Below are 23,992 nucleotides of genomic sequence, written 5' to 3'. Positions count from 1 at the left end.
GAGGTTTATTATGATGATCGATGCACTACTTTCTACCATTGTGAGAATGGCGTCATTGAGCGTTCTTGAGCTCGAAGAACCGGCAATTAAAAACCCGGGTATTCAAGGCACCTCTGGTGCTCTAGATAGAGACGAGATAACCACTGAGTCTCTTCATGCTTATGCAAAGATTGAGCAAGAATTATCAATCGCAAGAAGAACCCTGATTTCCGAAACTGTAGAAATTGAAGAGTATTACGGAAACTCCCTCAAGGGCGGAGTGGGTACAAAGATTAGTACCGCTGATTTCGGCTTAGATGCAAGTGCCGAAAAAGGAAAAGTAACAAAACGCGTGATTAAATTCGCTGGGTTCAACGCTCAAACCGAGTCCATGTTAAATGCAATCGAAGCGTCATTGCTTTCAAAGTTGAAAGCGGAGCTATCGGCAAAGCAGATGGATAAAGTTACTCCGTTGAGCAACACCGATACTGAGTGAGTATTATGCCATCGCCTGCCCATTTCGCAGGGGATGGCAATAAAAAACAGCCCTGAACCTATCAATTTGATTTCTTACAAGGAATTATCTTCTGTTGCCCTGCGTCTAAAATTATCAGACCCGTTCTTTCATTCCAAGGTGCTTTACTCCTTCGTTGATAAACAAACTCAATATTATTTCGTTCAGCTAAAGCAACTGCTTGTTGCTGGATTGTCATACCTTCAAGCCCACTTGCATCAGTAAGAATGGTACTGCTAACAAGGTCACCTTCTAAAGTGGTTACTGCCTGCTGAACTGGCGGTGAAAACTTTGAAATCAAACGATTATTCTGTAGAAGAACAACATCATTGGTTACTTTGGATTGATGAAAACTCACAATGTAACCATCCCCACACTCATAAACAACGTCAGAAACCTGCGATTCATCATCGGCTTGAGCAAATACGGTAAACATCGTAAATGTAATGAGAATATATTTTGTTGGTTTGAACATACAGGCATGCCTCGCTTGTTTAATTAAACGATAGACGTACCATCACCATTATCAAGCCCACCAGTAGGTGAGCTTTGTAATGGCTGACACTTCCCGGAGTGGCCACACCCATGCCCTTGAGTTGTTGGTGCTTCATCGCCGCTTATAACCGGTGCGCGTATAGCGTTCGTGCTGCTTTACCGGAGCATGTTCCCTTATTTATCCTCACATCGGTCTGCTATACCTTCTCGCCATTATGCGACTCGGGGCAGCTTAATGACTGCTGCATTGCCTTTCGGCTTCGGACTATCCACTTCAGTGCTTCATGGGCTTATCCTCATGTGGGGATATCATTGTCATTATCCCTTATCATGGATGTTACCCTAACGATGGATCTCTCCGGGTGGATTGCAATACTATGCTAACCTTGAAAAAAACCATGGAGGTGACATGTTTTCCTTTCTCAATACATTTAAGCGGCTCATAAGTAAGCAGCAGGAAGCTCCAACCACTCAGCCGGAGTATTCAAATGAACAGCTTTTGCAATGGGCCACAGGATGCATGCTAGAGGGTTTACCCGACACGTTTTACGAAGCGAGGATTTCCTGTTTCCGCAACATTGACAATGAAGGACGCACCGCAATCGCTTCAATACATGACTTCAAGTTAACCAGCGAAAGCGAATATATATCTTTCACTCCACCAGATGCCCTTTACGCTACACAATGCATAGAGAAAATTCTTGCCGGAAAAAACTGGAACCAAGCCACCATAACTTTCACCCCACAAACGACACGATTCATATGGGACTAAAAAAACCGCCCGTAGGCGGTTGTATTTTATGTTTTCGACACTTAATGCCTAATGAATTCTTCATCTGGGTATTTAGCCTTTATACCCTCAATAGCTGAGGCAAGCTGCTCACTAAGTTGCGAAGCACTTAAAGCAACCCCATCCTGAATAATTTCACTGTGACTTCTTAGATTGCCATTGACCTCCCATTGCCAAACGAGCCTCTTCATCGGGCCAATCGACAATAATTGTAAGCCTCTAAAAGGAATCATAGTCCCCGCAATGTCCTCAATCTCATAATCTGTCATTAAAAATCTCCTTTGGTTTTCAATGACAATACCACCATCAATCTATCAAACCCACCCATATACGAGTTTTTATAACGCTGAACCGTTGTAATAGTGGCTCTCTAATCAACGCGCTCAATTGTGAGCCGGTTAGCTAGCTTTTTCTTCCATTAACGTGACCATGTCAGGGTCCATCTGGCTGACGATCCGCTCACGCGCACCGTTGAGTAGTTTCTTGCGGCCACCAACGCCCCATTTGTTCATTGCCCTAGCGCAGGCACTGACCTCTTTGGTCTCCGTCGCGATCAGCAAGTCGAGGCGGTTAAGTCGATTCATGCTGGTAATGCTACTAAGAACAGCTTCTCGGAATGTTTCGTACACCTGAATTTCAAACTCAGGCTTAATCCATGCCGCATAGCGAATAGCTAATAATTCAGCCGCCCAAACACCTTGGTTCACACCACCATTCACAATGTTAAGTGATTGATTTTCTTTCAGACGACATTTTTGTCCTCTGGAGTCCAGTGCAGAAACGAAACGCTTTACATTTGCACTTCGAATAAATTTGTTCGGCCTTTGTGATTCTGTCGCCTCTCCATTGGCAACAGCTGCTGCATGCAGATCGTTAAGGTTGTATCTTCCTGCAGAGTCAACCCTGACAGATACGCCGTAAACATTCACGGTTTGATTTGTCATAGCGTCTTTACCTTTTAGAAAGTGAGCCTGTCTCACAGAAAAGCCGCCCGAGAGAGGTCGCCACCTATAACGGCATTTCTCAGGCTCGCTTACTGAAAGGCTCTCGTTGATGTGCGCGTGAGATGCGCATAAAAAAGCCCCGCAGTAAGCGAGGCTTAATTAAATCATTAAAATTCAGATAGATATAGGTATCCAGTTAATAGCTATGAATACGTTTTAATAGTCACGAATCGACATGACCACTCGAAAATTTTTTATTTCAGGCACTGATCTTTGATGTAGTCCTGCAAATATCCCACCTGCTTCGTCACTGCGACAATTCGTTCTCTGAGGGTGAAATAATCCCGTTCAGCGGAGTCAGTAAGTCGGGGGCCGGAAGCATCGCCCATGCCGCTGGTGCCGGCCGTTCCGTTCGCGGGACATCTGGCATTGAATTGCAGCCCACACTTACCAGTGCTAACGCAATGCTGCAGATCTTCAAGCTGAGATTTCGCATCGGCTAATTCCTTCGTGTATTTAGCATCCAGTGCCGCTGCGTCACGCTGGCGGGTCTGCATGTCTTTGATGATGGCGTTCGCAAGGCTGAGCTGTTCAGTAGCCTTATCGCGCTGCCCTTTATAGATGATGGCGTTGCTATGGTAATGGTTAATCGCCCATGTCATGGAAACAAGGAGGCAGATAACGACAGTGCAGATGATGGCTGTTAATCGGCTCATTTCTGGCCCCACTCGCAAACTTCACGCTCAATCTCGCGCCGAGTGATAAGCCCCTTCCACTGTTTGCCACCGGCATACGTCCAGCGCTGCAGTTCTTTGCATGCACCCGGAACGTCGCCGGAATTTAATTTTTTCAGCAGCGTCGATCTGCTAAACGCTCCAGCGCCTACGTTATAGGTGAAAGAGTAAAGTGCGGCACGAGTGGTTTCGGGAATATGGACTTTTATCAGCGGGTCGATAGCTGCAGCTACCTTGCGCAGGTCGGATTGAAGCAAAGCGTCACATTCTTTATCGGTGTATCTGTGACCGCGGCGAATGTCAGCGCCGGTATGCCCATCGCAAACAGTCCAGACACCAACGACGTCTTGATAAGCGTAATAGCGTCTTCCTTCAAGTCCATCCGCATTGCCCAGCATCACAGCTGCAATAGTGATTGCGCTGGCTCCGCCAACAACGGCGCCCACCAGCTTATTTCGGAGTGTCGGGTTCATCTTGGCTCCTGCTGCGGTTGTTTTCGCGGATTTTGAAGTAGAGATTTGTCAGGTACGTGAGTACGGCAAGGATAATACCCACCAACACGCCGATTGCGTTCCATTGCTCTGGGCTGTAGGCATTCAGCACGCCGTTAAGGATGCTACCGGCTGAAGCGCCATATGCCGCACCCGTTGTGATTTTTTCCATTCGTAACATGCTCTCACCTCCGATGGTTTCGGGGTGCTTTATGTAAAGGGATTGGGCACTCGGACTGAGTTAACGACAACGATGATCGAGGTGGGTGTCGGAGCCTGAAATTGAAAAGGCAGCGCATAGCGGAAGTTGAGTTTTACTTAATATTCCTAAAAGAATAAAGCTCAAAAAAAAATGCGATCTGCCGATAAACACTCAAGGACAACCAAGGAGATACATATGCATATCGTTCGAGTACATCAAAACAGCAAAGCGCTTTTCGACCATTTCCTGTGCAAACTCAAAATTCCTACCAATAAGGCTCGCCTTATTAGCAGTGGTGCGTATGATGATTACGGTCCATATATAAACAAAGTTGTTTCAGTTTATGGGTTTATGGATGCAGAAAAATCGCTGTATGACCAACTAGAAGCAGAAGTACAAAATGACTCGACTGCAAAACAATCCTACAAAAGTTTTAGCAAAAGCGAGTTCTTCTTCTAAAAATGCAAAAGCCCCACGGTAAAAACCGTAGGGCTTGTTTGTGTTACTACCTTAACGAAGGCAATAACCCATCGTTAGAGCAAAATTACCACAGATTCGGGAAAAGTAAATAGCTCACGATAAATTCACGCCCTATTTTGTTATCTGCTTGAGCTGCGCATCAGCCCAAGCCTCTTCGATATCAAACTTGGTGATTAGCTGGTCGAAGAATGGCTTAACAGACTTCTTCCAGGTATCGAGGCTTATTGCATCCGTTATCTGACACACCGCGGCGTAAGCCTCAGTTGATGGAATTCGTTCATACCCGCGCCCGCTGCAGCGCTTGCAATCAGCGAGTACCGGAACACCCTGCCGTTCTGTAAGAGCCTGATTAACGGTTTTCCCGCGTCCATGACAATCTCTACAGGCGCAGCTGACAACCTTCTTCCCCTTACACTGAGGGCAGAGAACGCGCGCTACCTCCCTGACCTGTCTATGCACCTCATACCCAAAAGGACGAATATCCTCCGCGCCCATGTTCAAAGACATCTTCCCGAATTTCTTCTCTTTTGCCGGAGTGTGAGACTTCATGCTGAAAACCTCAGCGTCGATAAACCCTTCACCATTGCAGCCATCGCACTGCTTCACGCTGGCGGCGCTGCGGGAATAATCCTCGAACGCGAAGGTGGCCAACTGGTGCATCACTAATGGCTTAACCCAGGCATCCAGTTTGCGAAGCGCCGCAACCCGATCGCACTTAGTCAACGCGTACTGGGCCAGCAACTCAATCGCCCTCTCCCGGTCATTGTTGCTGATACCCATCTTCCCGAGAAAGGCGCTGTAACCCAAAGCAGCCCGTTCCTGCGTCATGCCCATCGCAGCCATGATATCCGTTCCGCTTAATGAGTCTGACGCCGTAGAGCGCGGAGAGTCGCTAATCATTGTCGATTTGGCGAAGTGATATTTGAGGGTATTTTCAAGATTCATGCGGTCTCCAGCTCGGTGATGGTGAGTTCTAATTTCCCGCCCTTAACGACAGGCATTTTCACAACGCGATAGTCGACAACCTGACAGTCATCCAGCCAGAATCCCGCCTTGGTTAAAGCGTCGAATGTAGCTTTCTGCAGATTATCCAGATCGCGGCGCCGGCGGTCGGGCATGTGGCATTCAATTCGGATTTTGAGTGGTGCGGCCGTGCGGATATTAAGCCGGGCGCTTCGAATGAGACTGGCGACCGCATAGCGATACGCGACGCCATCTGCGCTAATGTGAGTGCGCCCGCGGTTGTGCCGGTAATACCGGTTGTTGCTCGGCGGCCAGGGCAAAGTGATTTGATATGTCTTCACGTTCACCCCCACATCCGGTTTCGCCAGCGGTTATCCGGGCGGGCTGGCGTATTTGAGGTTGGCAGCAATGCACTGACAGTCCAGGTCACGTAATCCGGGTTAAGGCTGCGCTCAACTCGCACGCCGCGCGCTTTGTAACGCTTAACCAGTTCGTCGGCCTGTTCGGTGCTGCAATTGGTGTGGTGGAACCAGGTCTTCTTCATTCCATCACCCCGCAAAGCCAAGCAGCTGCGCGGCGACATTTTCGGCCTCATCGCGACTGCGGAATGAACGGGACAGGACCCAGCGCCAGAGGACATCGAGCGCAGCTTTATAGAGCTGCTGAAACTCAAGTTCGTCCATGTTGGCAAACGAGATGCTTCGAGGATGTTTTTTGAGTGTTCCGTCTGGCAGCTGAATGGCATCAAAGTGCCCTGCTTCGACGATCACCCAGGAGCGGTAAGCATCGAAGGATTTGCACAGGCTAATGCCATTTGCGACGCGTCGATAAGCAATCTGCTCAAGATACTGCTCGGCTGCATCGATCAGCGCGCTCTCATTCCCGCCATAAAAAGCCAGGAACCTGGCGTAGCCGGTAATCAGCTTCCGCTCGTTACTCGAGATAGCCCCGCCGATTGGTTCCCAGTATTCAAAACCGAGATTGAGAAGCGCGAAAAAACGTCGATGGAATGCCGGGTTTCGTACCCGCCTGAACTCGGCAACAAGAACATCACCGAGCCGGGTTTTGGATTGCAGAATATCGCTGGTCTCGGGCGTAGCCGGGATCAGTATTCCTGAGTGGTGTTTGATAAGTTGTAATTCTAGCGCCATGGTTCTCTCCGTGGCGCATCAGGTATAGGTTGTTCAGGCCTATGAAAGAATAATATCAGACGGTGGTGTAACTCGGTACCCCAGCCGTTTAGCAAATTGCATAAATCCGTTGAGAGTGAATATTTCTTCCTCTTCGAGTAACGGTCTTAATGAAACTATTCCATTTACTCGATAAACCAGATATCTCCCTTCCGCCGGGAAGCTATAGATAACTGCTTTATCGGCCCTTCTGACCACATCGTACCATTGATCATCTGCATTAAAGGCATCTGCACTACACACTATTTCCCCCAGAGCGACTTATTGACGCGGTAAACAGTAATCGGGAACAGCCAGGGGAACGCAAACAGCGATACTCTTTGAAACTGCTCCAGTGAAATTCACGCGATTAATAAAACCACTCGTCCGCGCTTTCCCAGGTCTCCTGCAGGATGTGTTCGACCTCTTTCTTGTCGCCTCCGAAAACAGTCAACCCATCATTGCCGGCACGCTTAATCGTAAGCTGGCAATCATCGAACTGTTTATTGAGCCTTTTGAGCAGCTCTGACTCTAGTGCTGGTATAGCTCCATCAGGAAGTTTCTTCATGCGATCAATGGTTAGCTCGATTTTCATTTTTCCCTCCGCAATGAATTACTGTACACATATACAGTATATTTATAAACATATGTAAAGGATTTTGCAACGTTTTAAGTGTCTGAATGGCCATGCCACGCATGCCAATCTCTTGATATGCACGCGTGGAGATGAGAAAGTGATAAAACATACCAATTCTTGGTGATTTTTTATCACGCACAATGCGTCGTTTAGTTCCGTAAAAAGAACTCACAATGTCACCAAGACTTATTGTAACGTCACATTTGAGTGCGTTTGGGTTGAGTATAAGTTGTTCCATTGAAGGAATTCATGCGTCTAACAAAAGTAAATAACAATTATTTTTGTAACCTCCTACCGTTACGAGGATAAGTAATATACAGAAATTCTTTTGAGAACTTAAGGCAAACATTTTACCGGTCATCTTTTGCTTTTACATGAAAGATAAAAAGGAAATCATATATTTTTTAGTAAGTAGCGTTATGATCTCACCTCATTTGCATTAAGGATTTCAACCTGGATGTAACTCCTGGAAAAAAGCATTTATGATTTCGCAACATCAACCAAGGCTTAACTTCTTCTAAGAAACTTTTTTGGTAATCAATTGCGAAATCCTCTCTCCAACACAGGTGATAATCAGATGAACTCTGCACCGTTATCGATTCATAACAATGTACAAAAACATTAGCACTCAATAAATCCCCACATCTAATCATTACATATTGAATGAAATTTATTTTAGGTTTCAAATCGACTGTTTTTTGAACAAAGATTCAACTTGAAAAGTTTATATTTTTATATAGGATAGACTAATCAGCACAGAAATTCACGTTGCAAAAAATACATTCATTAAATATAGGAATTGCAAATTGTCTACTAACAGCGATAATTTTTACACTGAACTTGAAAATGATTACTTTAAATTTAAACCAAAAAAAATTATTAGGGCGTTATCGCAAAACCCAGAAGATAAGCTTTTCCGTTTTCTTCATAAGGTCTTAAGCAGTCCAGCCAATGTTATTACGCATAACGTAGCTAATAGAAGTAAAAGGAACGCGTGTCTCAATGAGTTAAGGGCAGCTATTTCGGATAAGGATTTAACACAAAAGATAGATAAACTTTTATTATTGTCAACTTCTGCTGAGAGATTGTACGATCTTATTAAATTTGAACTGGATAATTTGCCACTAAGTAAAAAATCTGTTGCCACGCAGTGCTCTGCAATATTAAAAGAAGCCTTTAATGAATCAACAAAATTAAAAAATGAAATAAACAATCACCTTGAAAACCTTAAAAACAACACCCCATTTTTTGATCTGTCGACAGCATCTATAACGAGTTCGGAAAACATCACATTTTCACCTGATGATGTAATTACAAAGATTGTAGATTTTATATCATTAAGCTTTAAAATGCTTAACTTCAAGCACAGGCTTTCACAAGGGAAATATATTACACTACCTCAAATGGTAACAGTCGACGATGAAGATTTAACTAATGCAAGAGCAATCTTTTTTTATTCCATGCTATGGAATAACTTAGATTCAGCAGTATGCAGTTGTTTACACTTTGATGGTGAAATTACCGTCTTCGATGAATCAACTTTACCAGAGGAAATATTAAAGTCAGAAATAAAAGAATTTTATGAATTTGATAGGACAATAAACCCCTTTGAAAGATTTGATTTCATTTCTAATGAGCGTCTATACGCTAAATTGTCTCAAAACTTTAATGAGGGCATGGTTAAATTCAACGTCCATAAAACAGTGAGTGGGATTGAATACCTTTCGGACTTAAATAATGGTAGATCAATCACTGTCTCAGAAATACCAAGCTATGTTGCGCTTTTAGATACCCTTTATTTAAGTGACCACTCCCTTTTATTAGCCGGTTTAACTCTACGGGAATGGGTCAGGTGTTATGCGACGCTTGAATATTTAGCAAATAAATTTGAAGCGCCCAGAACCTTTAAACTAGAGGAGCTTAACGGTTATTTTGTTTCTGTAGGCATATCTTATCAAAAAGCCAAAATATTCATAGACCTAGTAACTTTCACAAGTGAAAGTAGAGATGTTTACGATAGTCCATTGATAAAAATGAGCGATGGTAGCTATTATTTTATTACAGTTGGTTATTTTAGCCCTGGATTAACCAATATCATTCTGTCTCAGTTCTCTTCTTTAAAAATTGACCTATCCAAAAAAGGGATCGGGTTTGAAAGAGAAATACATAGTTTGCTTTCAAGTTTAAATCATAATTATCACTACTTCAGTTTCAAGCGTGGAGATGATCAATATGAATATGATGCCGTAATGCAACTTGACAATAAAGTTTTCATATTTGAATGTAAGAATACAAATTTATCTGGCGGTTCAGTAGCGAAAGCCAAAAAGAAATTTGATCTTTTCAAAGAAGCAGCCATACAAGTCAAACGATTGAAATATGGACTAATGACTCATCCTGAAGTTTTCCATCAACATTTTGGGTTGAACATTGATGATTTTGAAATAGTGCCTGTAATTGTGAACAATTTACCATTTTCACTTCCTGGTTTATTTGATGGAGTATATGTTACAGACTATTCCGCCCTAAGTAAAATACTTAATAACCCAACGGTAGGTGTAACGAAAATAATTAATGACCATGGAGAACTCTCATCTGTAACTACAGCCAGTCATCGTTTGTGGGAAAATGACAAATTACAAGCAAATGATTTAATTAACCAATTCAAAAACCCAATACAGTTAGCAAGCCTTATTGATAACACTAATATTTTTAAATATTTCCTTCAGATCAATAAAGACATTGCATTTGGAGTATGTCATGCATCAACAAATTTAGAAACAATTAAAACTGAACAACAGGAGAGATTGAAAGAATATATATAACTAACAAAATAACCAACTTCCTGCTTAAAAAAACATTATTCATTGAGTATCTGGCTCTCACATACTCAATGAATACATTTAACCATAATATCTTTCTAATAGAATAACAGTAGATTTTACGAGGTCATATAGTTATTGATACATAAAGCATCGGAGAATTAAAACTGTAATCTTTCTCAAAAAAGTAACAGATAGAATCATAAACGCCATTGTTCTCCATTGCATGCGGAAACGCCTGATTCATTTCCATGTTTAAGGAAAAATACTCTCGGTTAGTTACCAGAATTTCACTGATAATACTATTAACGTTAAAAGAAATAATCTGGCGCAGAGACAAACTTTTCAAGGTTCACAGTTTTAGCAGTTCTCTATGCGTCCAGCATACTCTTAGCTTTCCTTAGCCATGAGCATTTATAATTTCGGCTAGAGACACTAAATCGTTGTCCTCTATATCCCGGCCCGTCACTTTCGCAGAGGGGACAAGAAGTATGTACATTCCCCTCATATACTATGGCATTATTTATTGAGATACGTTGCTGAGCCATCCGCAAAAGCACTTACCTAAACGCACACTAACCAAAGGTCAGTCTTCTGCTGGCCTTGCATGAAAACGGAACAAGGTCACAGACACTGCGCAGCATCGACTGCATTTACGGAGATTTGTGAATATGAACCAACCACACGCAGACAACCTTCAGGGCCAACATCCGGATCGCGCAGTCTGTTCCGCCGATGAAGACCGGTATGGCTTCACCCATATTGCCACCCAGTTAGCCATTGCCGTTAAGGGTATCGGCCGTGAGGGTAGCGCAGTAATCGGCATCGAAGGCCCATGGGGATCAGGGAAAACTAGTCTCCTCAACCTGCTGCGCAATGCTCTCGACGAACAAATAGATGAGCGCACTTTTGTGTTGACAATATCCCCCTGGCTCGACGGGAGCGACACAAGTCTGGTGGCATCGTTACTGCTTCCTGTCGCCAACATCATTGCTGCTGAAGAGGAACAGCGACTAGCGCCTGAGGAAAGGGCAACTCTCAGACAGCGGAAATCCCTGACACGGACGGCAAGGACGATAATGGACTATACCCGGGCGACTGCCCGCAATCTCGCCCCCGTCGCCTCAGCCGCCGCCGTCATTCCCGGCGTCCCTGATGCCAGTGGCGCGTTGAAAGCGCTATCAGAATCTCGCTGGCTCAAGGAAAAGGAGAAAACCACGGCAGAGATGCGGACCGAAATTGCCAAGAAAATAGATGAAATGGATCTTAGCTTTATTGTACTGCTCGATGATCTGGATCGTCTCGAGCCAGCACAGGCAGTTGAGGTGATAAGGCTAGTTAAATCTGTTGGAGACTTTCCTCGCTTTCGATACCTTCTCTGTTATGACAAAGCCATCCTCTCCCAGGCTATCAGCCTGGGGCTGGGAGTACCCGACGGTAACCTATATCTGCAGAAAATTGTTCAGATATCATTCGGTTTACCGCGCCCAGAAACCTTTGTCTTGCGCAGAAAATTTAGGGATACCGCTGCCGCCTTATACAGTAAAGTAAACGGGCATGCTCCGGATCGTATTTTGCTAGATCAATTGACACAAGTGGCTGACGTCTACGGGGGAGCATTAAAAACCCCCAGGGAGGTTCAAATGGTGATGAATGCCCTGACCTTCCTATACCCGGGCATGCGGGATTATGTGTATTTCCCGGATTTGTGCTTCCTTCAACTGCTCCGCACAACAAATGCGGGTCTTTATGACTGGGTAGAAGAATACCTGTCAGAACGAGCGGTCGTAGCCGCCGGTGACGGGCATGTAAGTGAGTTAGAGCAGGCAGAGATGGCGGAGAGCCTAAAGTCGCACCTTGCCCGTTATTTCCCTGCCGAAGCCCATGCGGTGCATGCCCTTGCTCGCTGGGTCCCTGGTATCTCCGGCTGGAAAACTGACTCGCCCATCAAACTCTTTGTACCGACTCCCGAACAGGAGAGTGCCCTGCTGACTGCTGGCAAACGTCTGGGCAGCCAAGCATACTGGCGCTATTATTTCGCTTTTTCCGCCCCACAGAATGTACTTTCACCTGAAATGCTCAATGAGATATTCGGCATCGCCGGAAATCCCGAACAACAACATAGGCTTGCTGAACGTCTGCTCGGGTATATCCAGAGTAAGGGTTTGTCCTCCCAGACCTGGTTTGAACACATTCTGACCCAGATCACCACACAACAGATTGCAACAAGGACACCGGAGCAATGCCGTGGAATGGCGCAGTTCTTCTTTGATTCCGGAGATAAAATGTTGCAGCGCTACCGAGACCAGAATGACTGGTTTTCTATACATGACCTAGACACCTGGAGCGTGACGGACCGCCTCATCATTAAGATACAAAAGGAAAGCGATCAAGAATTTTTCGACCTCCTGTCCACACAGTTTAAAAACGGTCAGGCCTGGTACTGGATAGCAGAATATATGCGTCATCTGCTGTGGCAGCACGGAAGAGTTGGAGACAGAGCAGTACATGAGCAGGAAAAGTGGATACCATCTCTTCAACTCGACTCCTTATGTGAAACTCTGGCACACCGTCTGAATGGGAAAGTGATCACCGACCAACTGGCCAGTTTCCCTCAGTTAAACGGTTATATCTGGGCATGGCGTGATATCAGCGGCGTTGAAGCAGTTAGGACCTGGGTTCAGGATCAAATCCGGGATGATGAAGCCTTTTTGAAACTGCTGTTACAATTGCGTTATCACGGAACCAGCTCTGCAGAAGGACGTTTCACCGCCCTGAAACTGAGTGACCTAGCTGACTTTTTCGGGGAACCAGACCAAATCAGAGAACGCATTGAAAACATCAGGAAAGCAGGCCCGCTGGCTGAAATGGCTAAGCAGGTTGAGACATCGATTAAAAGAAACCGGTTTTAGATTATGCCCCTCCTGGTAGCGGTGAGCATCGATGAGTAAGGTCGCAACCAGCTTATTGGCGCCGTTGTTTACCGCAGCCTGGTGGGAGTTACAGCAGGCTGCTTTATGTTTTCAACGATCGGAAATGATGCCCGCTGTTAGCTCAGAGCCGACCTTTAGCTCAGTTAGCTTGTCCGCTCTGTGCCTACAGCGGACGTTGGAGAACCAAAGAGCTTCTAAAAGTGATAGGCATAGACTATGCTAAATACTTATACATCAATGTGGTATCACAGACTTGAAGCAACTTAAGATTTAATAATTTAGTTAACAAAAATGTCTGCTGACATTTTTGTTAACTAAGAGGTCATTCCGAGGCAAAAGACTTCAATCTTACATGTGGCCCCTGAATGGGCTCCCCTTTCCGTACTAATGCAGAATGGTCGTTAACAGTCGGCATACAATACTAACGGAATTAACAAAAAATCATATCATAGACTGCTGTGGCTTTTCATCAACCATCACCACAGCGTTGACTGAGGATCACCTAGGCATCATATTAGGTGCCTATCTAACTTCAAACGCAACGACAAGCTCATGACTATTCTAGAAGAGGTACAAAACGAAGCCTGGTTTGCTCTGGTATCTATCTACACACATCAGGAGTTAATGGGGACTCTGGCATCCTGCCCAACGAGATATGAAATGGGTAATCAGCTTATCGCGCTAAATGCGATAGTTGAATTATTAATTCTGCGTATCGCTCGTTTGGCAGATAGAACCAAGAAAGTACGTAATACTAAGATGCTGTTGGAGAAAGGCACATATCCCGGTACATATGCCGACGTTAAGTTAGCAGCAGAGCGGTTTATGTCATTTGCAACCCCTATCGTCAAGATTAGACATGAAGAGGTTGCGCACATGAAGCCCGGTATTGTGAGCACCTATGGGCCTCGAATTATACCTACAGAAGCTTTGAGGGCTACTGAGTCCCTTATAGAACTCATTGATGTCGCCTACGATCAACAGCAGTCTTACTCATACAGAGTAGGCTCCTGCGAACCTGAAGTTGATTTAAGAGCATCTGTGGTAGCAGGTACAAGAGTGTTTATAAAATAAATTAGTTAAACTCAATTTCATGAGGGAAACATGATTAAACAAACAGATGTTGATTTTCTATACGGAACATTTAAAGATTTTATAGTTGAAGACAAGCAAAACCTTTTAAAGAATTTTAGCGAAAGATTTCAGCTAGCGGTTGCAATGGAAGTCTCCTTTACTAATAGTAAGTCTGAACTTTACAATCGAGTTCATGCGAAGACCATCAAGTTATCGGAGCTATGGTACTGTTTTGAATTGCTTACTACTGCTACGGAATATGGGTTTGGTAATGCAAAGGAAAAATCAGACGAACAAATCAATAAGGAATGGCTGGATACGCTGAGAGTTTCTGCTATAGGCAAGATTGAACCCGAAAAACCTAAAAAGAAAAGTCTATTTGTTAATGTAGACTTAACTTACAACCCAGTCGGTAAGGCAAGACTGATCAATGAAGAACACTTTACAGGACGGTGGTTCTTATCTTCGTACCAAGATATTTTGTGGGCATTTTCGATAACTAGAAGCATTCCCGACACGCTCCCAGATGATGTGGCAAAGGACGCATTATCTCACTACCTAAAGATTCTAATATCGCATGCTCAAGGTGAGCAAGAACAGTTCCTAAATCGTGGTTATAATGCACTGATGGGTAATAGTGCGGATATGCCAAAATCCTCCAATATACTGTCATTTATTTATGCCTTGAGGTGTAGCTATGTTCATCAAGGTGAATTACCAGACAGTTCGCATATGCCAATCGAATACAAAGAATTTATTTTAGATGAATGCATTAAGTTCCTAATAAGTTATTGCTCTTTGGCTTATTCTACAGTTATAGATGAGCTCTACTTTCATTAGCCAGACATTTTGGCCAGGTTTCTGGAAGTAAGGTAATTTTATGCAAACATAGTAGATGCAACAGTTGAGTTCAGCTGTTATTGTAAGCATCCCTTAAAAACAGTGCATACTCTTTTAGAGGTCTACCCGCCTCTCTTCACACAGAGGCAAAAGTCCACTCCTCGCTCATAGCAGACCATTTGTTCCCTATGCCCTCCCTTCGGCCTTCATCCGCTCATATTTCTCTTTCAAAAGCTCGGCTGGTGTCGGTCCCTTCGACGATACTGGAGCTGCTAGCGCCCGACAAACAGGCGGGATTGGCTTCCCGGCCAGCACCCGCTTTTCCCACATGTCCAGAATATCGCCAGCCTCATGCTCAAGCTCTTTCTGGCTCAACTGACCCTCTGTTCCACGGCGCCGCAGCTCCAGACAGATGTGGTAAAAAACCGGCTTTGGCCAGGGATACTGCTCGCTGCTCGGGTACGGGAACACCAGCTTGCGCCACTTCCAGTATTCAGCCATCACGTCAGCGGTGGTGATCCCCAGCACACAGCGCCCTTCCCTGCACCACTTGATGAACTGGCCTGGCGAAGGCAGGAATGGACGCTCCTGACGACGCACCATGCGCATTCCCGCTTCAACCTGCTCCAGAGTGGTGATCCCGTTTTCTTTGAAGGCTAGCACCCACTGACGGCGGATCTCGTTCACGTCTTCCTGGCTGCGATTAACCAGGCTTGCAGGGAACGCGGCCGCCAGCTGTACGAACAGCCCGTTGATAATCTGCGCCACCTGCTGCGTTTGTTCGCGCTCGGTGTACTGCTCAGGTAGGTTGTGCGCCACGCGGCGAGCCTGTTCCCGGTCAAAATCGCGAATGCTCTCGGCAAGGTTTTTCATTCCAGCACCCCGACAATCCAGTCGGTGTTATGCAGGTCGATGCTGCCCCGGGAAGGTTTTGCCGTTCCGGTTGCACGCAGCCGCCTGGTAGTGAGCTGATCCCACTGTTTGCGCAGACTCGAGGGGCTCAGGATGTTGTCTTTCCAGAACTCGTCCCGGTTGGCCCACTGGAACAGGTCACAGATTTCGTAGTGAGTACGCTTGTCCTGGACACGCATAAGCCTGATGGTGTTTGCCCATTCAGCCCAGTTTGGTTCAGATAGCGATGCGTTTACGGTGAGAAGCCTGTCGTAAATCCAGCGTGCGGCCTTGAGGTCGTCAGCGGATCCCCATGATTTACCTGCCGGGGTGTATATCCCGGCGGCAGCTTCTGGATGGCGTGAGAGAAACTTTTCAGTTTTCTGGTTTCGGGATTCGTCAGAATTCCGAGACGAGGATATTTTAATATTGTTCTTGTTATAGTCTTGGGTGTCTACCGTTTCCGGGAAGGTTTTTCCCGTTTTCGGTAACACTTTTCCCGATTTCGGGAAGACTTTTCCCGTTTTCGGTTTGTCTAAAATCCAGGCTGAAAGGTCAGTATTTATACCGACCGTTTTCATCACGCCCTGCTTCTGACTAAAGATAATTTTGCGTTCTGCGAGTGATTTGAGCGCATCAGAAACATGCGAGTCACTCAGCCCTGTAAGCTCAGCGATCACCGTGTTCGTCACACGATCCTGCTTCTTGTTCCAGCCGTAGGTAAGCCAGATCACTGCTTCAAAGCACTGCCACTCCCTGCCTGACATTCTCAGACGAGGTTTGAGCTGTTGGATCTCGTTAGCGACCTTGGTATACCCGTTCGACAGGTCGGCCATACGACCTCCCGGTTGTTCGGTTCTGTGGGGGAAATTGATAATTTCAGCTGTGTTTGACATACTTAGCTCCGCAATTACACTCCGTTTTTGCACCTGAAAGTCGGTTCTGTTAGCGCAGACCGGCTTTCGCCTTTTCTGAAATCTTCATATCGCCCCCAACATGGTTGTGACCATCGCTAGCAGCGGCGCTGTAAGATCCGGATCGACACGGAACATTTCGAAAATCCCCTCGCCTAACTCCTTTAGCTTTTCCTGCTTCGGCGCATCAAGCATCAGAGCTTGCTTCGCCTCACTCACTTCCTTTTCCAACCTGGCCATCCGGTAGGCAAACGAGTCGTTCTTTACGACACGGTCGCGGTATCTAAGCGGCAATACAGACATGATCGCGGGCACCAGCTGCTCGACGTTTCTACGGTAGGATGCGGAGTCTTCTTTGTTGTCGAGCCAACGGAACAGCTTCACGTTCCAGACATCGGCCTGGCCAGAGAAATCCACGCCACCAAGATCGAGTTCTTCCGCTGCTTCTTGAATTTGAAGCGCAACAGTTACGCGCCCTTCTACCGCAGCCCAAGCTCGTACCGCTGAGCAGATATCGCGATGATCAATATCCTGCGCTGCCGGTTCACTTTGATGACACCGGAATATCAGAGGATTAACCGAGGCTTTGCTACTCTGTTGAAATGAAACAGTCTGCATAGTTAAGGCTCCTGTTTAGGTAAACCATCAGTCTGGTTTGGATAAAGATCGGGGCGTAGCTCATGGGGAGTTACGCCTGTTACTTCAAACACTGAAAGTACTCGTTCAGCTGGGATGCCTTTACGGCGCCACAACGAAACGGCCATTTTTGAAACGCCGATCTGCGCGCCCAGAGCGCTGGCTGAGCCTGATCGGCGAATCGCGTTTTCAATACCAGTCATGGGACCTCCTTAAATGAGCAAAGTAAAGCATCAATTTACTTCTTAGTCAATGCAGGACTGCCTATCAACTAGTAAAGCTATTGTTTACAATCAACGTATGAATAAAAAAGATCCCAACCAGAGTCTTATATCCAGGCTGACTGAATTGAACGGCAAAGGCTTCTCTAAAACAGAGATGGCCAAGGTGGCTAATGTTAGTAAGCAAGCTGTAACCGGGTGGTTTCGAACCGGTAAGATCAGCAAAGAGTCAGCCCTAGCAGTTGCTGATGCAGCCGGCGTTTCTGTGCCTTGGCTGCTTGGTGAGGACGTGGGCGAAAAGGATGGTCTTAAGCCGGACGAACAGCGCCTGCTCGAGCTCTACCGACAACTACCGGAAGAAGAGCAACAGAACATGCTTCGCATCTTCTCGATTCGTCTGAAGGAGCTGGACGAGCTTTATGAAAAGTACATGAAGGGGCGCATTCGGTCGCAGGGTGAATAAAATGTCTAAAGTAGAGCAGGCCAAAATTGCTTTTGTTTATTCAGGGCTTATAGCACCAGGAATAACAGTTGGGGACCCTACTCCAGGCATTGCAATGTCATGCAACGATTTTCCGTCGGAGCAACTTTTATCAGTTAATTTTGGCGTCATTGACTTTAACGGGGTTGATAATTATTCATTAGAAATCGAAGTTTTCTACGATGGTGAAACTGTTTCTATTGAGTCGAATCTTAAAGAAATTTTTCAGTACCAACCTCAGTGGGGTAGCAGCGGCGAATATGTAGCTACGATGTCAGTTATTCAATCCTTCATTGCAAAAGGGCCTGGCTATTATACGCTTGAAGCATCTCTTCTTTTTAAACCGCCTACTCCAAATTCTGAATGGGAAGTCATTGATGTGAAAAAATCTTTCTTTGCAGTCTCTAAGGAATGGAGAAACAAAATCGATGGCTGAGCGTAAGGTTATATTATTACCTAATGCGGATATTGAAGCCGCTAACGGTCTGAGCCAAGATAGTAAATATGGCGGAGGCAATGGTGGAGGTGATGATATGCAGGCAAGAGTTGCCAAACTCGAATCTGATGTAGAGTACATAAAGCGCGACATTGCTGAAATTAAGTCAGATATTAAGTCTATGGATTCAAGATTAGCGGAAATTGAGAAAGGTATAAATTCAGCAAAAACAACAATAAAGGCATCAGCTACTGTGGTTAGTATCGTCTTTGCTTTCTGCGCTTACATTTTTGGCAACTATGTCTCAAAAATTTTAGATGCGCTTAATGGATTAATTCTTAAATAACGCTTCTACCTGGCCGCCGCGCCGGATTTTTTATCCTAACGCACCAGCCCCCGCAACCAAAATTACTATCCCGAACTCCCCAATCCCGACCTTAGCGTCGGGATTTTTTTGCCTGCATTCACACATTACGAGAATTCCAAACGCAGAGGTAAAGCAGTGATGTACCTTTTATAAATGCAACGCTTGACCTTAAAGTAAAGTGGTGATTTACTATTAATACCAAGACGCACTACAAACCACCAAGGCAGGAAGCCCACGAAGTAGCCGCCGACGGCATACGAACAGTCGGATGAGGTGGAGAGATTAACGCGCATCAGGTGTAAACGTTCCGCTGGCCGGCGATAAGGCAAACGAGGGTGAGAATGATTGATTTCGCACGCAAACCAGGACGGCAGCAGGCTGTAAAGCTGAACTTCTTCGAGGTACTCCTTCGCCGCTTGTGCTACCTGCTAGCGCAAAAGGGGAATCCAGATGTGTAACTCAACAAAATGCGGGTACTGCGGCAAGCCGGTTGAACCGGAGGAAGTAGTCAAAAGTACCCTTCTCTATCGCAACGGCGCAGAGCTGGCGCGCAAAGAAAAAGAATACTGCTCTGAACGTTGTGCTTCCTACGACCAAATGGCCCACGAGGCATAACGTAAAAGCCGCGCAAGGCGGCCCGTACGTCCGGTGCTCCCGACCAAAGTTACACCGGAAAACTACTTAAAAAACCAAAGTTCACCCAATGGGCGCTATCTCTGGCCCGGGGATCTTACATCCAAAAAAGAGGATCTCACATGGAATTTTTCTATGTAGTTAAGGCTACGCAGAAATCTGGCAAAGAAGACGCAGTGATTTGGTTCACTGCGAAATCAGAAGCCCGTGCCAACCTGCAGCTCGATGTTGAGCTAGAAGATGCCGGTATTGAAACCGGACGCGGTAAGGATTACGTCAAACCGGTTCGCACCGATTTCCCTGTTTACAACGATCTGCCTGAAGAAAGCACCGTGGATTACACCTGGTGCAAACGCTACGAACTGCAGGACGATGGACGCACCTGGCTGCCAAAGGCTGGTGCTGAGTCTACTGGAGCCATGGACAACACAGCGGCACCGGAAACTACCGTTAAAGTCGAAACTACCGTCGAGAGTGTCCCGCTTGAAAACCGCACTCCAGCAGTTCGTTATGCCGTCCATCTGACCAGCGACAAATACCAGTCACATATCACTAAAAAGCAGCAACTGGCTGCCAGCGAAATGTCACTGGATGAAGGCAACACCTATCTCCAGAACCTGCTACAGGCGAAGATCGATATCCCTGAAGTTGACGAACTCAGCCTGAACGCTGAGTGGAAACTAGTTCAGGCGATTAAGCAGGTATTTGCGCCAGATGAAGAGCACGAAGTAAAGCTACTTGCTGCTTTCATGGCCGACTGGTTGAGAGTAGATGCAGGTGACCGCAATGAGTTAGTTAGAGAGTGGAGAAGCGGAAAGCTTGCTCTTCTCAAATCAGAAAGCACCAGCATCGAAGACGTTGCAACTGCTAAGGATCTAGATCCTGATAACGGTATCCAGATTGACGAAAGTGATGACGAAACCACACGTTATCCAGTCGTTCGTATGCCGTTCCGCAAGCAGCTACTCGCCCAGTTCACCGCCGACGAACTGCGTCACCACTTAACCCGCGAAGAATACGAAGGTATCAGCGCGCTGGAGATGGATACTGACAACAGCTATGTCCAGAACCTGCTGCTGGCGGCAGAAAACTGCGAAGAGGTGAAGGGTTACGATACCAAAGACCTTTGGCGCTATACCGACGCCATTCGCAAGGTGTTCAGCCAGGAGAAGCGCCACGAACTCGCTTTGGTTCTCCGTTTCACCCGAATCTGGGCGGCGACTGATTATATTGACCGCGGAATTCTCGTTCGCGAGTGGGTAGCCGGTAATCGCATCAGTAATGTTCAGCGCACCGATTCTGGTACTAATGCCGACGGTGGCTGCGTAACGGATCGCGGCGAAGGCGCGCATCACACTCTGGACACCCTCGATCTTGAGATCGCATGCGCCCTACTGCCTATGGACTTCCACCACTTCGAAATTCCTTCGAGCGTGTTACGACGTGCCAAAGAAATCTTGGCTAAGAAAGAAGAACCATGGAAGTCATGGAGCGCAATCTTACGCAATCAACCAGGCATATTGGCGGTGAACCGTGCGGCAATCTTCAATCTGATCCGCATCGCGCCGGAAAACGTCCACCACACGCCAGCGGCTCATCTTGAGTTTGTTAATAAAACCATGACGGCTGAGTTTATCTCTGCTGTGGAGTTACTGCCGTTGCCTACTCCTGTAGTTGAGACTGAAGCCCCAGGTGAACAACCGCAGGTTGAAAATCTCGGCAGCGGCGTCTTCTCCATCGATGGCCTGATGGGTGGAAATACCGAACCGGTCGTCGATACCTCCTCAAATAAAGTCGAAAAAACGGAAAACGCAGCGGAGACCACCAACGATGTGCAGATGGAAACGGCTAAGCCAGAAAAAGACGAAGATGTTGGTTCGGTACCAACGGGCGAAAGCACTGATGCAGCTAATTCGCAGACAGATTCCGTAGCGTTGGAAGAACAGCAAGCAGAACCAGTAATTGAATACCCGGCTTACTTCGAGCCTGGCCGCTACGAAGGCCTACCGAATGACGTTTATCACGCAGCGAACGGCATTAGCTCAACCCAGGTGAAAGATGCCCGCGTCAGCCTGATGTACTTCAACGCGCGCCATGTGGCTAAAACTATCCCGCGCACAGCATCCAAAGTGCTGGACATGGGAAATCTGGTGCACGCCCTTGCACTGCAGCCGGAAAACCTGGAAGCAGAATTCAGCGTAGAACCTGAGATCCCAGAGGGTGCTTTCACCACCACCGCAACTCTGCGCGAGTTCATCGAAGCGTACAACGCCAGCCTGCCGGCGCTGCTAAGTACTGACGAGATTAAAGCGTTACTTGAAGAACATAACGCGTCCCTTCCCGCTCCAGTGCCGCTTGGCGCCAGTCTGGAAGAAACGGCTCAAAGCTATATGGCTCTCCCTGCTGAGTACCAGCGTATTGAAGAAGGCCAGAAGCAGACAGCAACGGCAATGAAGGCATGCATTAAAGAGTACAACGCCACTCTGCAGACGCCGGTTAAAACCAGCGGCAGCCGTGATGCGCTACTCGAGCAATTAGCGATCATCAATCCTGATCTGGTCGCACAGGAAGCGCAGAAACCGACGCCGCTGAAAGTGTCCGGCACCAAGGCAGACATGATCCAGGCAGTTAAGTCGGTTAAGCCCGATGCCGTGTTCGCAGACGAGCTGCTGGATGCCTGGCGCGACAACCCTGGCGAAAAGATTTTGGTTACCCGCCAGCAGTTGGCCACCGCGCGAGCAATTCAGTCCGCACTACTGGCGCACCCGACCGCGGGCATGCTGCTGACACATCCAAGCCGCGCCGTTGAAGTGAGTTACTTCGGCTTTGACGACGAAACCGGATTGGAAGTGCGTGTACGTCCGGACCTTGAAATTGAACTGGACGGCGTGCGCATCGGTGCGGACCTGAAAACCATCAGCATGTGGAACGTGAAGCAAGAAAGCCTACGCGCCAGGCTGCACCGGGAAATCATTGACCGGGACTACCACCTCAGTGCGGCTATGTATTGCGAGACCGCGGCGCTGGACCAGTTCTTCTGGATTTTCGTCAACAAAGACGAGAACTACCACTGGATCGCCATCATTGAGGCATCCACCGAACTGCTGGAACTGGGCATGCTTGAGTACCGCAAAACAATGCGCGCCATCGCCACAGGTTTCGACACGGGCGACTGGCCAGCGCCGATCACTACCAATTACACCGATGAACTGAACGACTTTGACCTGCGCCGCCTCGAAGCGCTGCGCACTCAGGCTTAAGGGGGATTTATGCATAACACTAACGTTACCGTTGCTGACCAGAACACCGTTATTAACTCCAACGTGGCTCTGTTCGATTCCCAGTATCTGAACGCCATCAGTACATTTGCGCAGATCATGGCGCAGGGCACTGCCACCGTTCCTAAACACCTGCAGGGCAACCAGGCCGACTGCATGGCAGTTGCGATGCAAGCGGCACAGTGGCAGATGAATCCCTTTGCCGTGGCGCAGAAAACGCACCTGATTAACGGTGTGCTCGGGTATGAAGCGCAGCTGGTTAATGCCGTCATTTCACGCAGTGGCGTGCTGGCCAGCCGTTTTGAATATGAGTGGTACGGGCCATGGGAAAAGGTCGTTGGGAAATTCCATATCCGTAAAGGCGACAAAGGCGAGTACCGAGTCCCGGGCTGGACCCTGGCTGACGAAGCAGGGATCGGCATCATTATCAGCGCAACGCTGAAAGGCGAAGATCAGCCGAGAGAACTTGATTTGCTGCTGGCTCAGGCCCGAACCCGTAACTCTACCCTTTGGGCTGATGACCCTCGCCAGCAGCTGGCGTACCTGGCCGTCAAACGCTGGGCGAGACTGTTCTGCCCGGATGTGATTCTGGGCGTTTACACCCCTGATGAGCTCGATGATCGACGAGAAGAACGAGAGGTAAACCCGGCACCGGCGCAGCTCGTTAGCCTCGCAGACATTTCAGGTGACAACGTAACTACCACTCAAACGGCTCAGGAATCAGCTCAAAACATCGATGCTCTTGCTGATGATTTTCGTGACCGCATCGAGGCGGCTCAGGATGTGGATAGCGCTAAAGCTCTTCGCGCAGATATTGAAACCGTGAAAGCAACCCTGGGTTCTGCCCTGTTCACTGAGCTGAAAAACAAGGCCGTGAAGCGTTATTACCAGGTTGATGCACGGAACAAAGTCGAAGCAGCCATCAATTCCTTGCCACCTTCAGATGAACCCGATGCAGCTGCGCGGTTCGCAGAGGTAGAGCGCGTTCTTGCATCGTCTAAACGCCATCTGGGCGACGAGCTGCATGGTCAGTTCAGCATCACCCTGGCGGATATGAAACCGGAATAT

General features: G+C 47.0%; 29 protein-coding genes and 1 pseudogene. 14 read left to right on the top strand and 16 right to left on the bottom strand.

Annotation, left to right across the window (positions count from 1 at the left end; all coding sequences use genetic code 11):
• The first annotated feature begins 10 nt into the window (after window positions 1-10).
• Window positions 11-475 (top strand): hypothetical protein, encoded by a 465-nt coding sequence (locus tag ACMGGX_RS19335; protein WP_420298786.1) that lies wholly within the window; start codon window positions 11-13, stop codon window positions 473-475.
• Window positions 476-536: 61 nt separating this feature from the next.
• Here the strand turns inward: ACMGGX_RS19335 and ACMGGX_RS19330 are convergent, their stop codons facing one another.
• The gene (locus tag ACMGGX_RS19330; RefSeq protein WP_420298785.1) at window positions 537-968 is read right to left on the bottom strand and encodes a hypothetical protein; all 432 of its coding nucleotides are present in this window, start codon (window positions 966-968) and stop codon (window positions 537-539) included.
• A gap of 429 nt (window positions 969-1,397) precedes the next feature.
• On the opposite strand from ACMGGX_RS19330, the gene ACMGGX_RS19325 reads away from it, so the two are divergent.
• Window positions 1,398-1,760: a hypothetical protein gene (locus ACMGGX_RS19325; protein WP_420298784.1), complete on the top strand. Its 363-nt coding sequence runs from the start codon at window positions 1,398-1,400 to the stop codon at window positions 1,758-1,760.
• Window positions 1,761-1,801: 41 nt separating this feature from the next.
• Here ACMGGX_RS19325 and ACMGGX_RS19320 read toward each other — a convergent pair whose 3' ends face one another.
• The 5 genes from ACMGGX_RS19320 to ACMGGX_RS19300 form a co-directional block, all read right to left on the bottom strand.
• Window positions 1,802-2,047 (bottom strand): hypothetical protein, encoded by a 246-nt coding sequence (locus ACMGGX_RS19320; protein WP_047958750.1) that lies wholly within the window; start codon window positions 2,045-2,047, stop codon window positions 1,802-1,804.
• A gap of 129 nt (window positions 2,048-2,176) precedes the next feature.
• The gene (locus ACMGGX_RS19315) at window positions 2,177-2,722 is read right to left on the bottom strand and encodes a KilA-N domain-containing protein (RefSeq protein ID WP_420298783.1); all 546 of its coding nucleotides are present in this window, start codon (window positions 2,720-2,722) and stop codon (window positions 2,177-2,179) included.
• Between the two features lie 254 nt (window positions 2,723-2,976).
• Window positions 2,977-3,438, bottom strand: a complete 462-nt coding sequence (locus ACMGGX_RS19310) for a lysis protein (protein WP_420298782.1) — start codon at window positions 3,436-3,438, stop codon at window positions 2,977-2,979.
• A complete protein-coding gene (locus ACMGGX_RS19305; RefSeq protein ID WP_202783590.1) occupies window positions 3,435-3,929 on the bottom strand; it encodes a lysozyme in 495 nt (164 codons plus the stop codon). Before ACMGGX_RS19305 ends, ACMGGX_RS19310 begins: the two co-directional genes overlap by 4 nt.
• Window positions 3,907-4,128 carry a class II holin family protein gene (locus ACMGGX_RS19300; protein WP_420298781.1) on the bottom strand — a complete coding sequence of 74 codons (222 nt, stop codon included), beginning with the start codon at window positions 4,126-4,128 and terminating at the stop codon, window positions 3,907-3,909. The genes ACMGGX_RS19305 and ACMGGX_RS19300 overlap by 23 nt, the downstream gene beginning before the upstream one ends.
• A gap of 216 nt (window positions 4,129-4,344) precedes the next feature.
• Here ACMGGX_RS19300 and ACMGGX_RS19295 point away from each other — a divergent pair, with 216 nt between their 5' ends.
• Window positions 4,345-4,608: a hypothetical protein gene (locus tag ACMGGX_RS19295; protein ID WP_420298780.1), complete on the top strand. Its 264-nt coding sequence runs from the start codon at window positions 4,345-4,347 to the stop codon at window positions 4,606-4,608.
• Window positions 4,609-4,740: 132 nt separating this feature from the next.
• Here ACMGGX_RS19295 and ACMGGX_RS19290 read toward each other — a convergent pair whose 3' ends face one another.
• From ACMGGX_RS19290 to ACMGGX_RS19265, 6 genes are all read right to left on the bottom strand, one after another.
• Entirely contained in the window at window positions 4,741-5,574 is an 834-nt protein-coding gene (locus ACMGGX_RS19290) for an antitermination protein (RefSeq protein ID WP_420298779.1), read from the bottom strand.
• Complete coding sequence (gene rusA, locus ACMGGX_RS19285) at window positions 5,571-5,933, bottom strand: crossover junction endodeoxyribonuclease RusA (RefSeq protein WP_420298778.1); 363 nt, start codon at window positions 5,931-5,933, stop codon at window positions 5,571-5,573. Before rusA ends, ACMGGX_RS19290 begins: the two co-directional genes overlap by 4 nt.
• 2 nt (window positions 5,934-5,935) lie before the next feature.
• Window positions 5,936-6,136, bottom strand: a complete 201-nt coding sequence (locus tag ACMGGX_RS19280) for a hypothetical protein (RefSeq protein WP_420298777.1) — start codon at window positions 6,134-6,136, stop codon at window positions 5,936-5,938.
• Between the two features lie 4 nt (window positions 6,137-6,140).
• Window positions 6,141-6,743, bottom strand: a complete 603-nt coding sequence (locus ACMGGX_RS19275; RefSeq protein WP_420298776.1) for a DUF1367 family protein — start codon at window positions 6,741-6,743, stop codon at window positions 6,141-6,143.
• Window positions 6,744-6,782: 39 nt separating this feature from the next.
• Window positions 6,783-7,025, bottom strand: coding sequence for a hypothetical protein (locus tag ACMGGX_RS19270; protein ID WP_224065701.1), 243 nt, complete (start codon window positions 7,023-7,025; stop codon window positions 6,783-6,785).
• A 106-nt stretch (window positions 7,026-7,131) separates the two neighbouring features.
• Window positions 7,132-7,356, bottom strand: coding sequence for a DinI family protein (locus tag ACMGGX_RS19265; protein WP_420298775.1), 225 nt, complete (start codon window positions 7,354-7,356; stop codon window positions 7,132-7,134).
• Between the two features lie 848 nt (window positions 7,357-8,204).
• On the opposite strand from ACMGGX_RS19265, the gene ACMGGX_RS19260 reads away from it, so the two are divergent.
• The 4 genes from ACMGGX_RS19260 (at window position 8,205) to ACMGGX_RS19245 (ending at window position 15,067) form a co-directional block, all read left to right on the top strand.
• Window positions 8,205-10,223 (top strand): hypothetical protein, encoded by a 2,019-nt coding sequence (locus ACMGGX_RS19260; protein ID WP_420298774.1) that lies wholly within the window; start codon window positions 8,205-8,207, stop codon window positions 10,221-10,223.
• Between the two features lie 668 nt (window positions 10,224-10,891).
• Window positions 10,892-13,132, top strand: coding sequence for a KAP family P-loop NTPase fold protein (locus tag ACMGGX_RS19255; RefSeq protein WP_420298773.1), 2,241 nt, complete (start codon window positions 10,892-10,894; stop codon window positions 13,130-13,132).
• Window positions 13,133-13,705: 573 nt separating this feature from the next.
• Window positions 13,706-14,227, top strand: a complete 522-nt coding sequence (locus tag ACMGGX_RS19250; RefSeq protein ID WP_420298772.1) for a hypothetical protein — start codon at window positions 13,706-13,708, stop codon at window positions 14,225-14,227.
• Between the two features lie 30 nt (window positions 14,228-14,257).
• A complete protein-coding gene (locus ACMGGX_RS19245; protein WP_420298771.1) occupies window positions 14,258-15,067 on the top strand; it encodes a hypothetical protein in 810 nt (269 codons plus the stop codon).
• Between the two features lie 186 nt (window positions 15,068-15,253).
• On the opposite strand, the gene ACMGGX_RS19240 is transcribed toward ACMGGX_RS19245, so the two are convergent.
• From ACMGGX_RS19240 to ACMGGX_RS19225, 4 genes are all read right to left on the bottom strand, one after another.
• Complete coding sequence (locus ACMGGX_RS19240) at window positions 15,254-15,940, bottom strand: replication protein P (RefSeq protein WP_420298770.1); 687 nt, start codon at window positions 15,938-15,940, stop codon at window positions 15,254-15,256.
• Complete coding sequence (locus ACMGGX_RS19235; protein ID WP_182383649.1) at window positions 15,937-16,854, bottom strand: replication protein; 918 nt, start codon at window positions 16,852-16,854, stop codon at window positions 15,937-15,939. Before ACMGGX_RS19235 ends, ACMGGX_RS19240 begins: the two co-directional genes overlap by 4 nt.
• Window positions 16,855-16,938: 84 nt before the next feature.
• A complete protein-coding gene (locus ACMGGX_RS19230) occupies window positions 16,939-17,490 on the bottom strand; it encodes a toxin YdaT family protein (RefSeq protein ID WP_182383650.1) in 552 nt (183 codons plus the stop codon).
• A gap of 2 nt (window positions 17,491-17,492) precedes the next feature.
• Window positions 17,493-17,711, bottom strand: a complete 219-nt coding sequence (locus ACMGGX_RS19225; protein ID WP_100170173.1) for a transcriptional regulator — start codon at window positions 17,709-17,711, stop codon at window positions 17,493-17,495.
• 49 nt (window positions 17,712-17,760) lie between these two features.
• Between ACMGGX_RS19225 and ACMGGX_RS19220 the strand changes: the two genes are divergently transcribed.
• The 7 genes and pseudogenes from ACMGGX_RS19220 to ACMGGX_RS19190 form a co-directional block, all read left to right on the top strand.
• A complete protein-coding gene (locus ACMGGX_RS19220) occupies window positions 17,761-18,192 on the top strand; it encodes a helix-turn-helix domain-containing protein (protein ID WP_249421949.1) in 432 nt (143 codons plus the stop codon).
• A gap of 1 nt (window position 18,193) precedes the next feature.
• On the top strand, window positions 18,194-18,646 hold the full coding sequence (locus tag ACMGGX_RS19215; RefSeq protein ID WP_182383651.1) for a hypothetical protein: 453 nt from the start codon (window positions 18,194-18,196) through the stop codon (window positions 18,644-18,646).
• Window positions 18,639-18,992, top strand: a complete 354-nt coding sequence (locus tag ACMGGX_RS19210) for a hemolysin XhlA (RefSeq protein ID WP_249421950.1) — start codon at window positions 18,639-18,641, stop codon at window positions 18,990-18,992. The genes ACMGGX_RS19215 and ACMGGX_RS19210 overlap by 8 nt, the downstream gene beginning before the upstream one ends.
• Window positions 18,993-19,315: 323 nt before the next feature.
• Window positions 19,316-19,471 (top strand): annotated as a pseudogene (locus ACMGGX_RS19205) (hypothetical protein); the annotation flags it as partial.
• Window positions 19,464-19,628, top strand: a complete 165-nt coding sequence (locus ACMGGX_RS19200) for a YdaE family protein (protein WP_182383652.1) — start codon at window positions 19,464-19,466, stop codon at window positions 19,626-19,628. The pseudogene ACMGGX_RS19205 and the gene ACMGGX_RS19200, both read left to right, overlap by 8 nt.
• A 140-nt stretch (window positions 19,629-19,768) precedes the next feature.
• Window positions 19,769-22,906 carry a RecE family exodeoxyribonuclease gene (locus ACMGGX_RS19195; protein WP_182383653.1) on the top strand — a complete coding sequence of 1,046 codons (3,138 nt, stop codon included), beginning with the start codon at window positions 19,769-19,771 and terminating at the stop codon, window positions 22,904-22,906.
• Window positions 22,907-22,915: 9 nt separating this feature from the next.
• Window positions 22,916-23,992, top strand: a 1,077-nt coding sequence (locus ACMGGX_RS19190; protein ID WP_420298769.1) for a RecT family recombinase, incomplete at its 3' end; no start/stop codon positions are given.

It is taken from the genome of Enterobacter sp. BNK-29, from assembly GCF_048684785.1.
In the GTDB taxonomy this organism is placed as follows: Bacteria; Pseudomonadota; Gammaproteobacteria; order Enterobacterales; family Enterobacteriaceae; genus Enterobacter; species Enterobacter cloacae_M.
The sequence above is the reverse complement of the archived record's forward strand: the minus strand, read 5'-3'. Positions and strand labels throughout refer to the sequence as shown.

Bases quoted from the DNA above. Each gene is read 5' to 3' on its own strand.
- ACMGGX_RS19335 (WP_420298786.1), top strand. From the start codon at position 11: ATGATGATCGATGCACTACTTTCTACCATTGTGAGAATGGCGTCATTG.
- ACMGGX_RS19330 (WP_420298785.1), bottom strand. From the start codon at position 968: ATGTTCAAACCAACAAAATATATTCTCATTACATTTACGATGTTTACC.
- ACMGGX_RS19325 (WP_420298784.1), top strand. From the start codon at position 1,398: ATGTTTTCCTTTCTCAATACATTTAAGCGGCTCATAAGTAAGCAGCAG.
- ACMGGX_RS19320 (WP_047958750.1), bottom strand. From the start codon at position 2,047: ATGACAGATTATGAGATTGAGGACATTGCGGGGACTATGATTCCTTTT.
- ACMGGX_RS19315 (WP_420298783.1), bottom strand. From the start codon at position 2,722: ATGACAAATCAAACCGTGAATGTTTACGGCGTATCTGTCAGGGTTGAC.
- ACMGGX_RS19310 (WP_420298782.1), bottom strand. From the start codon at position 3,438: ATGAGCCGATTAACAGCCATCATCTGCACTGTCGTTATCTGCCTCCTT.
- ACMGGX_RS19305 (WP_202783590.1), bottom strand. From the start codon at position 3,929: ATGAACCCGACACTCCGAAATAAGCTGGTGGGCGCCGTTGTTGGCGGA.
- ACMGGX_RS19300 (WP_420298781.1), bottom strand. From the start codon at position 4,128: ATGTTACGAATGGAAAAAATCACAACGGGTGCGGCATATGGCGCTTCA.
- ACMGGX_RS19295 (WP_420298780.1), top strand. From the start codon at position 4,345: ATGCATATCGTTCGAGTACATCAAAACAGCAAAGCGCTTTTCGACCAT.
- ACMGGX_RS19290 (WP_420298779.1), bottom strand. From the start codon at position 5,574: ATGAATCTTGAAAATACCCTCAAATATCACTTCGCCAAATCGACAATG.
- ACMGGX_RS19280 (WP_420298777.1), bottom strand. From the start codon at position 6,136: ATGAAGAAGACCTGGTTCCACCACACCAATTGCAGCACCGAACAGGCC.
- ACMGGX_RS19275 (WP_420298776.1), bottom strand. From the start codon at position 6,743: ATGGCGCTAGAATTACAACTTATCAAACACCACTCAGGAATACTGATC.
- ACMGGX_RS19265 (WP_420298775.1), bottom strand. From the start codon at position 7,356: ATGAAAATCGAGCTAACCATTGATCGCATGAAGAAACTTCCTGATGGA.
- ACMGGX_RS19255 (WP_420298773.1), top strand. From the start codon at position 10,892: ATGAACCAACCACACGCAGACAACCTTCAGGGCCAACATCCGGATCGC.
- ACMGGX_RS19250 (WP_420298772.1), top strand. From the start codon at position 13,706: ATGACTATTCTAGAAGAGGTACAAAACGAAGCCTGGTTTGCTCTGGTA.
- ACMGGX_RS19245 (WP_420298771.1), top strand. From the start codon at position 14,258: ATGATTAAACAAACAGATGTTGATTTTCTATACGGAACATTTAAAGAT.
- ACMGGX_RS19240 (WP_420298770.1), bottom strand. From the start codon at position 15,940: ATGAAAAACCTTGCCGAGAGCATTCGCGATTTTGACCGGGAACAGGCT.
- ACMGGX_RS19235 (WP_182383649.1), bottom strand. From the start codon at position 16,854: ATGTCAAACACAGCTGAAATTATCAATTTCCCCCACAGAACCGAACAA.
- ACMGGX_RS19230 (WP_182383650.1), bottom strand. From the start codon at position 17,490: ATGCAGACTGTTTCATTTCAACAGAGTAGCAAAGCCTCGGTTAATCCT.
- ACMGGX_RS19225 (WP_100170173.1), bottom strand. From the start codon at position 17,711: ATGACTGGTATTGAAAACGCGATTCGCCGATCAGGCTCAGCCAGCGCT.
- ACMGGX_RS19220 (WP_249421949.1), top strand. From the start codon at position 17,761: ATGCAGGACTGCCTATCAACTAGTAAAGCTATTGTTTACAATCAACGT.
- ACMGGX_RS19215 (WP_182383651.1), top strand. From the start codon at position 18,194: ATGTCTAAAGTAGAGCAGGCCAAAATTGCTTTTGTTTATTCAGGGCTT.
- ACMGGX_RS19210 (WP_249421950.1), top strand. From the start codon at position 18,639: ATGGCTGAGCGTAAGGTTATATTATTACCTAATGCGGATATTGAAGCC.
- ACMGGX_RS19200 (WP_182383652.1), top strand. From the start codon at position 19,464: ATGTGTAACTCAACAAAATGCGGGTACTGCGGCAAGCCGGTTGAACCG.
- ACMGGX_RS19195 (WP_182383653.1), top strand. From the start codon at position 19,769: ATGGAATTTTTCTATGTAGTTAAGGCTACGCAGAAATCTGGCAAAGAA.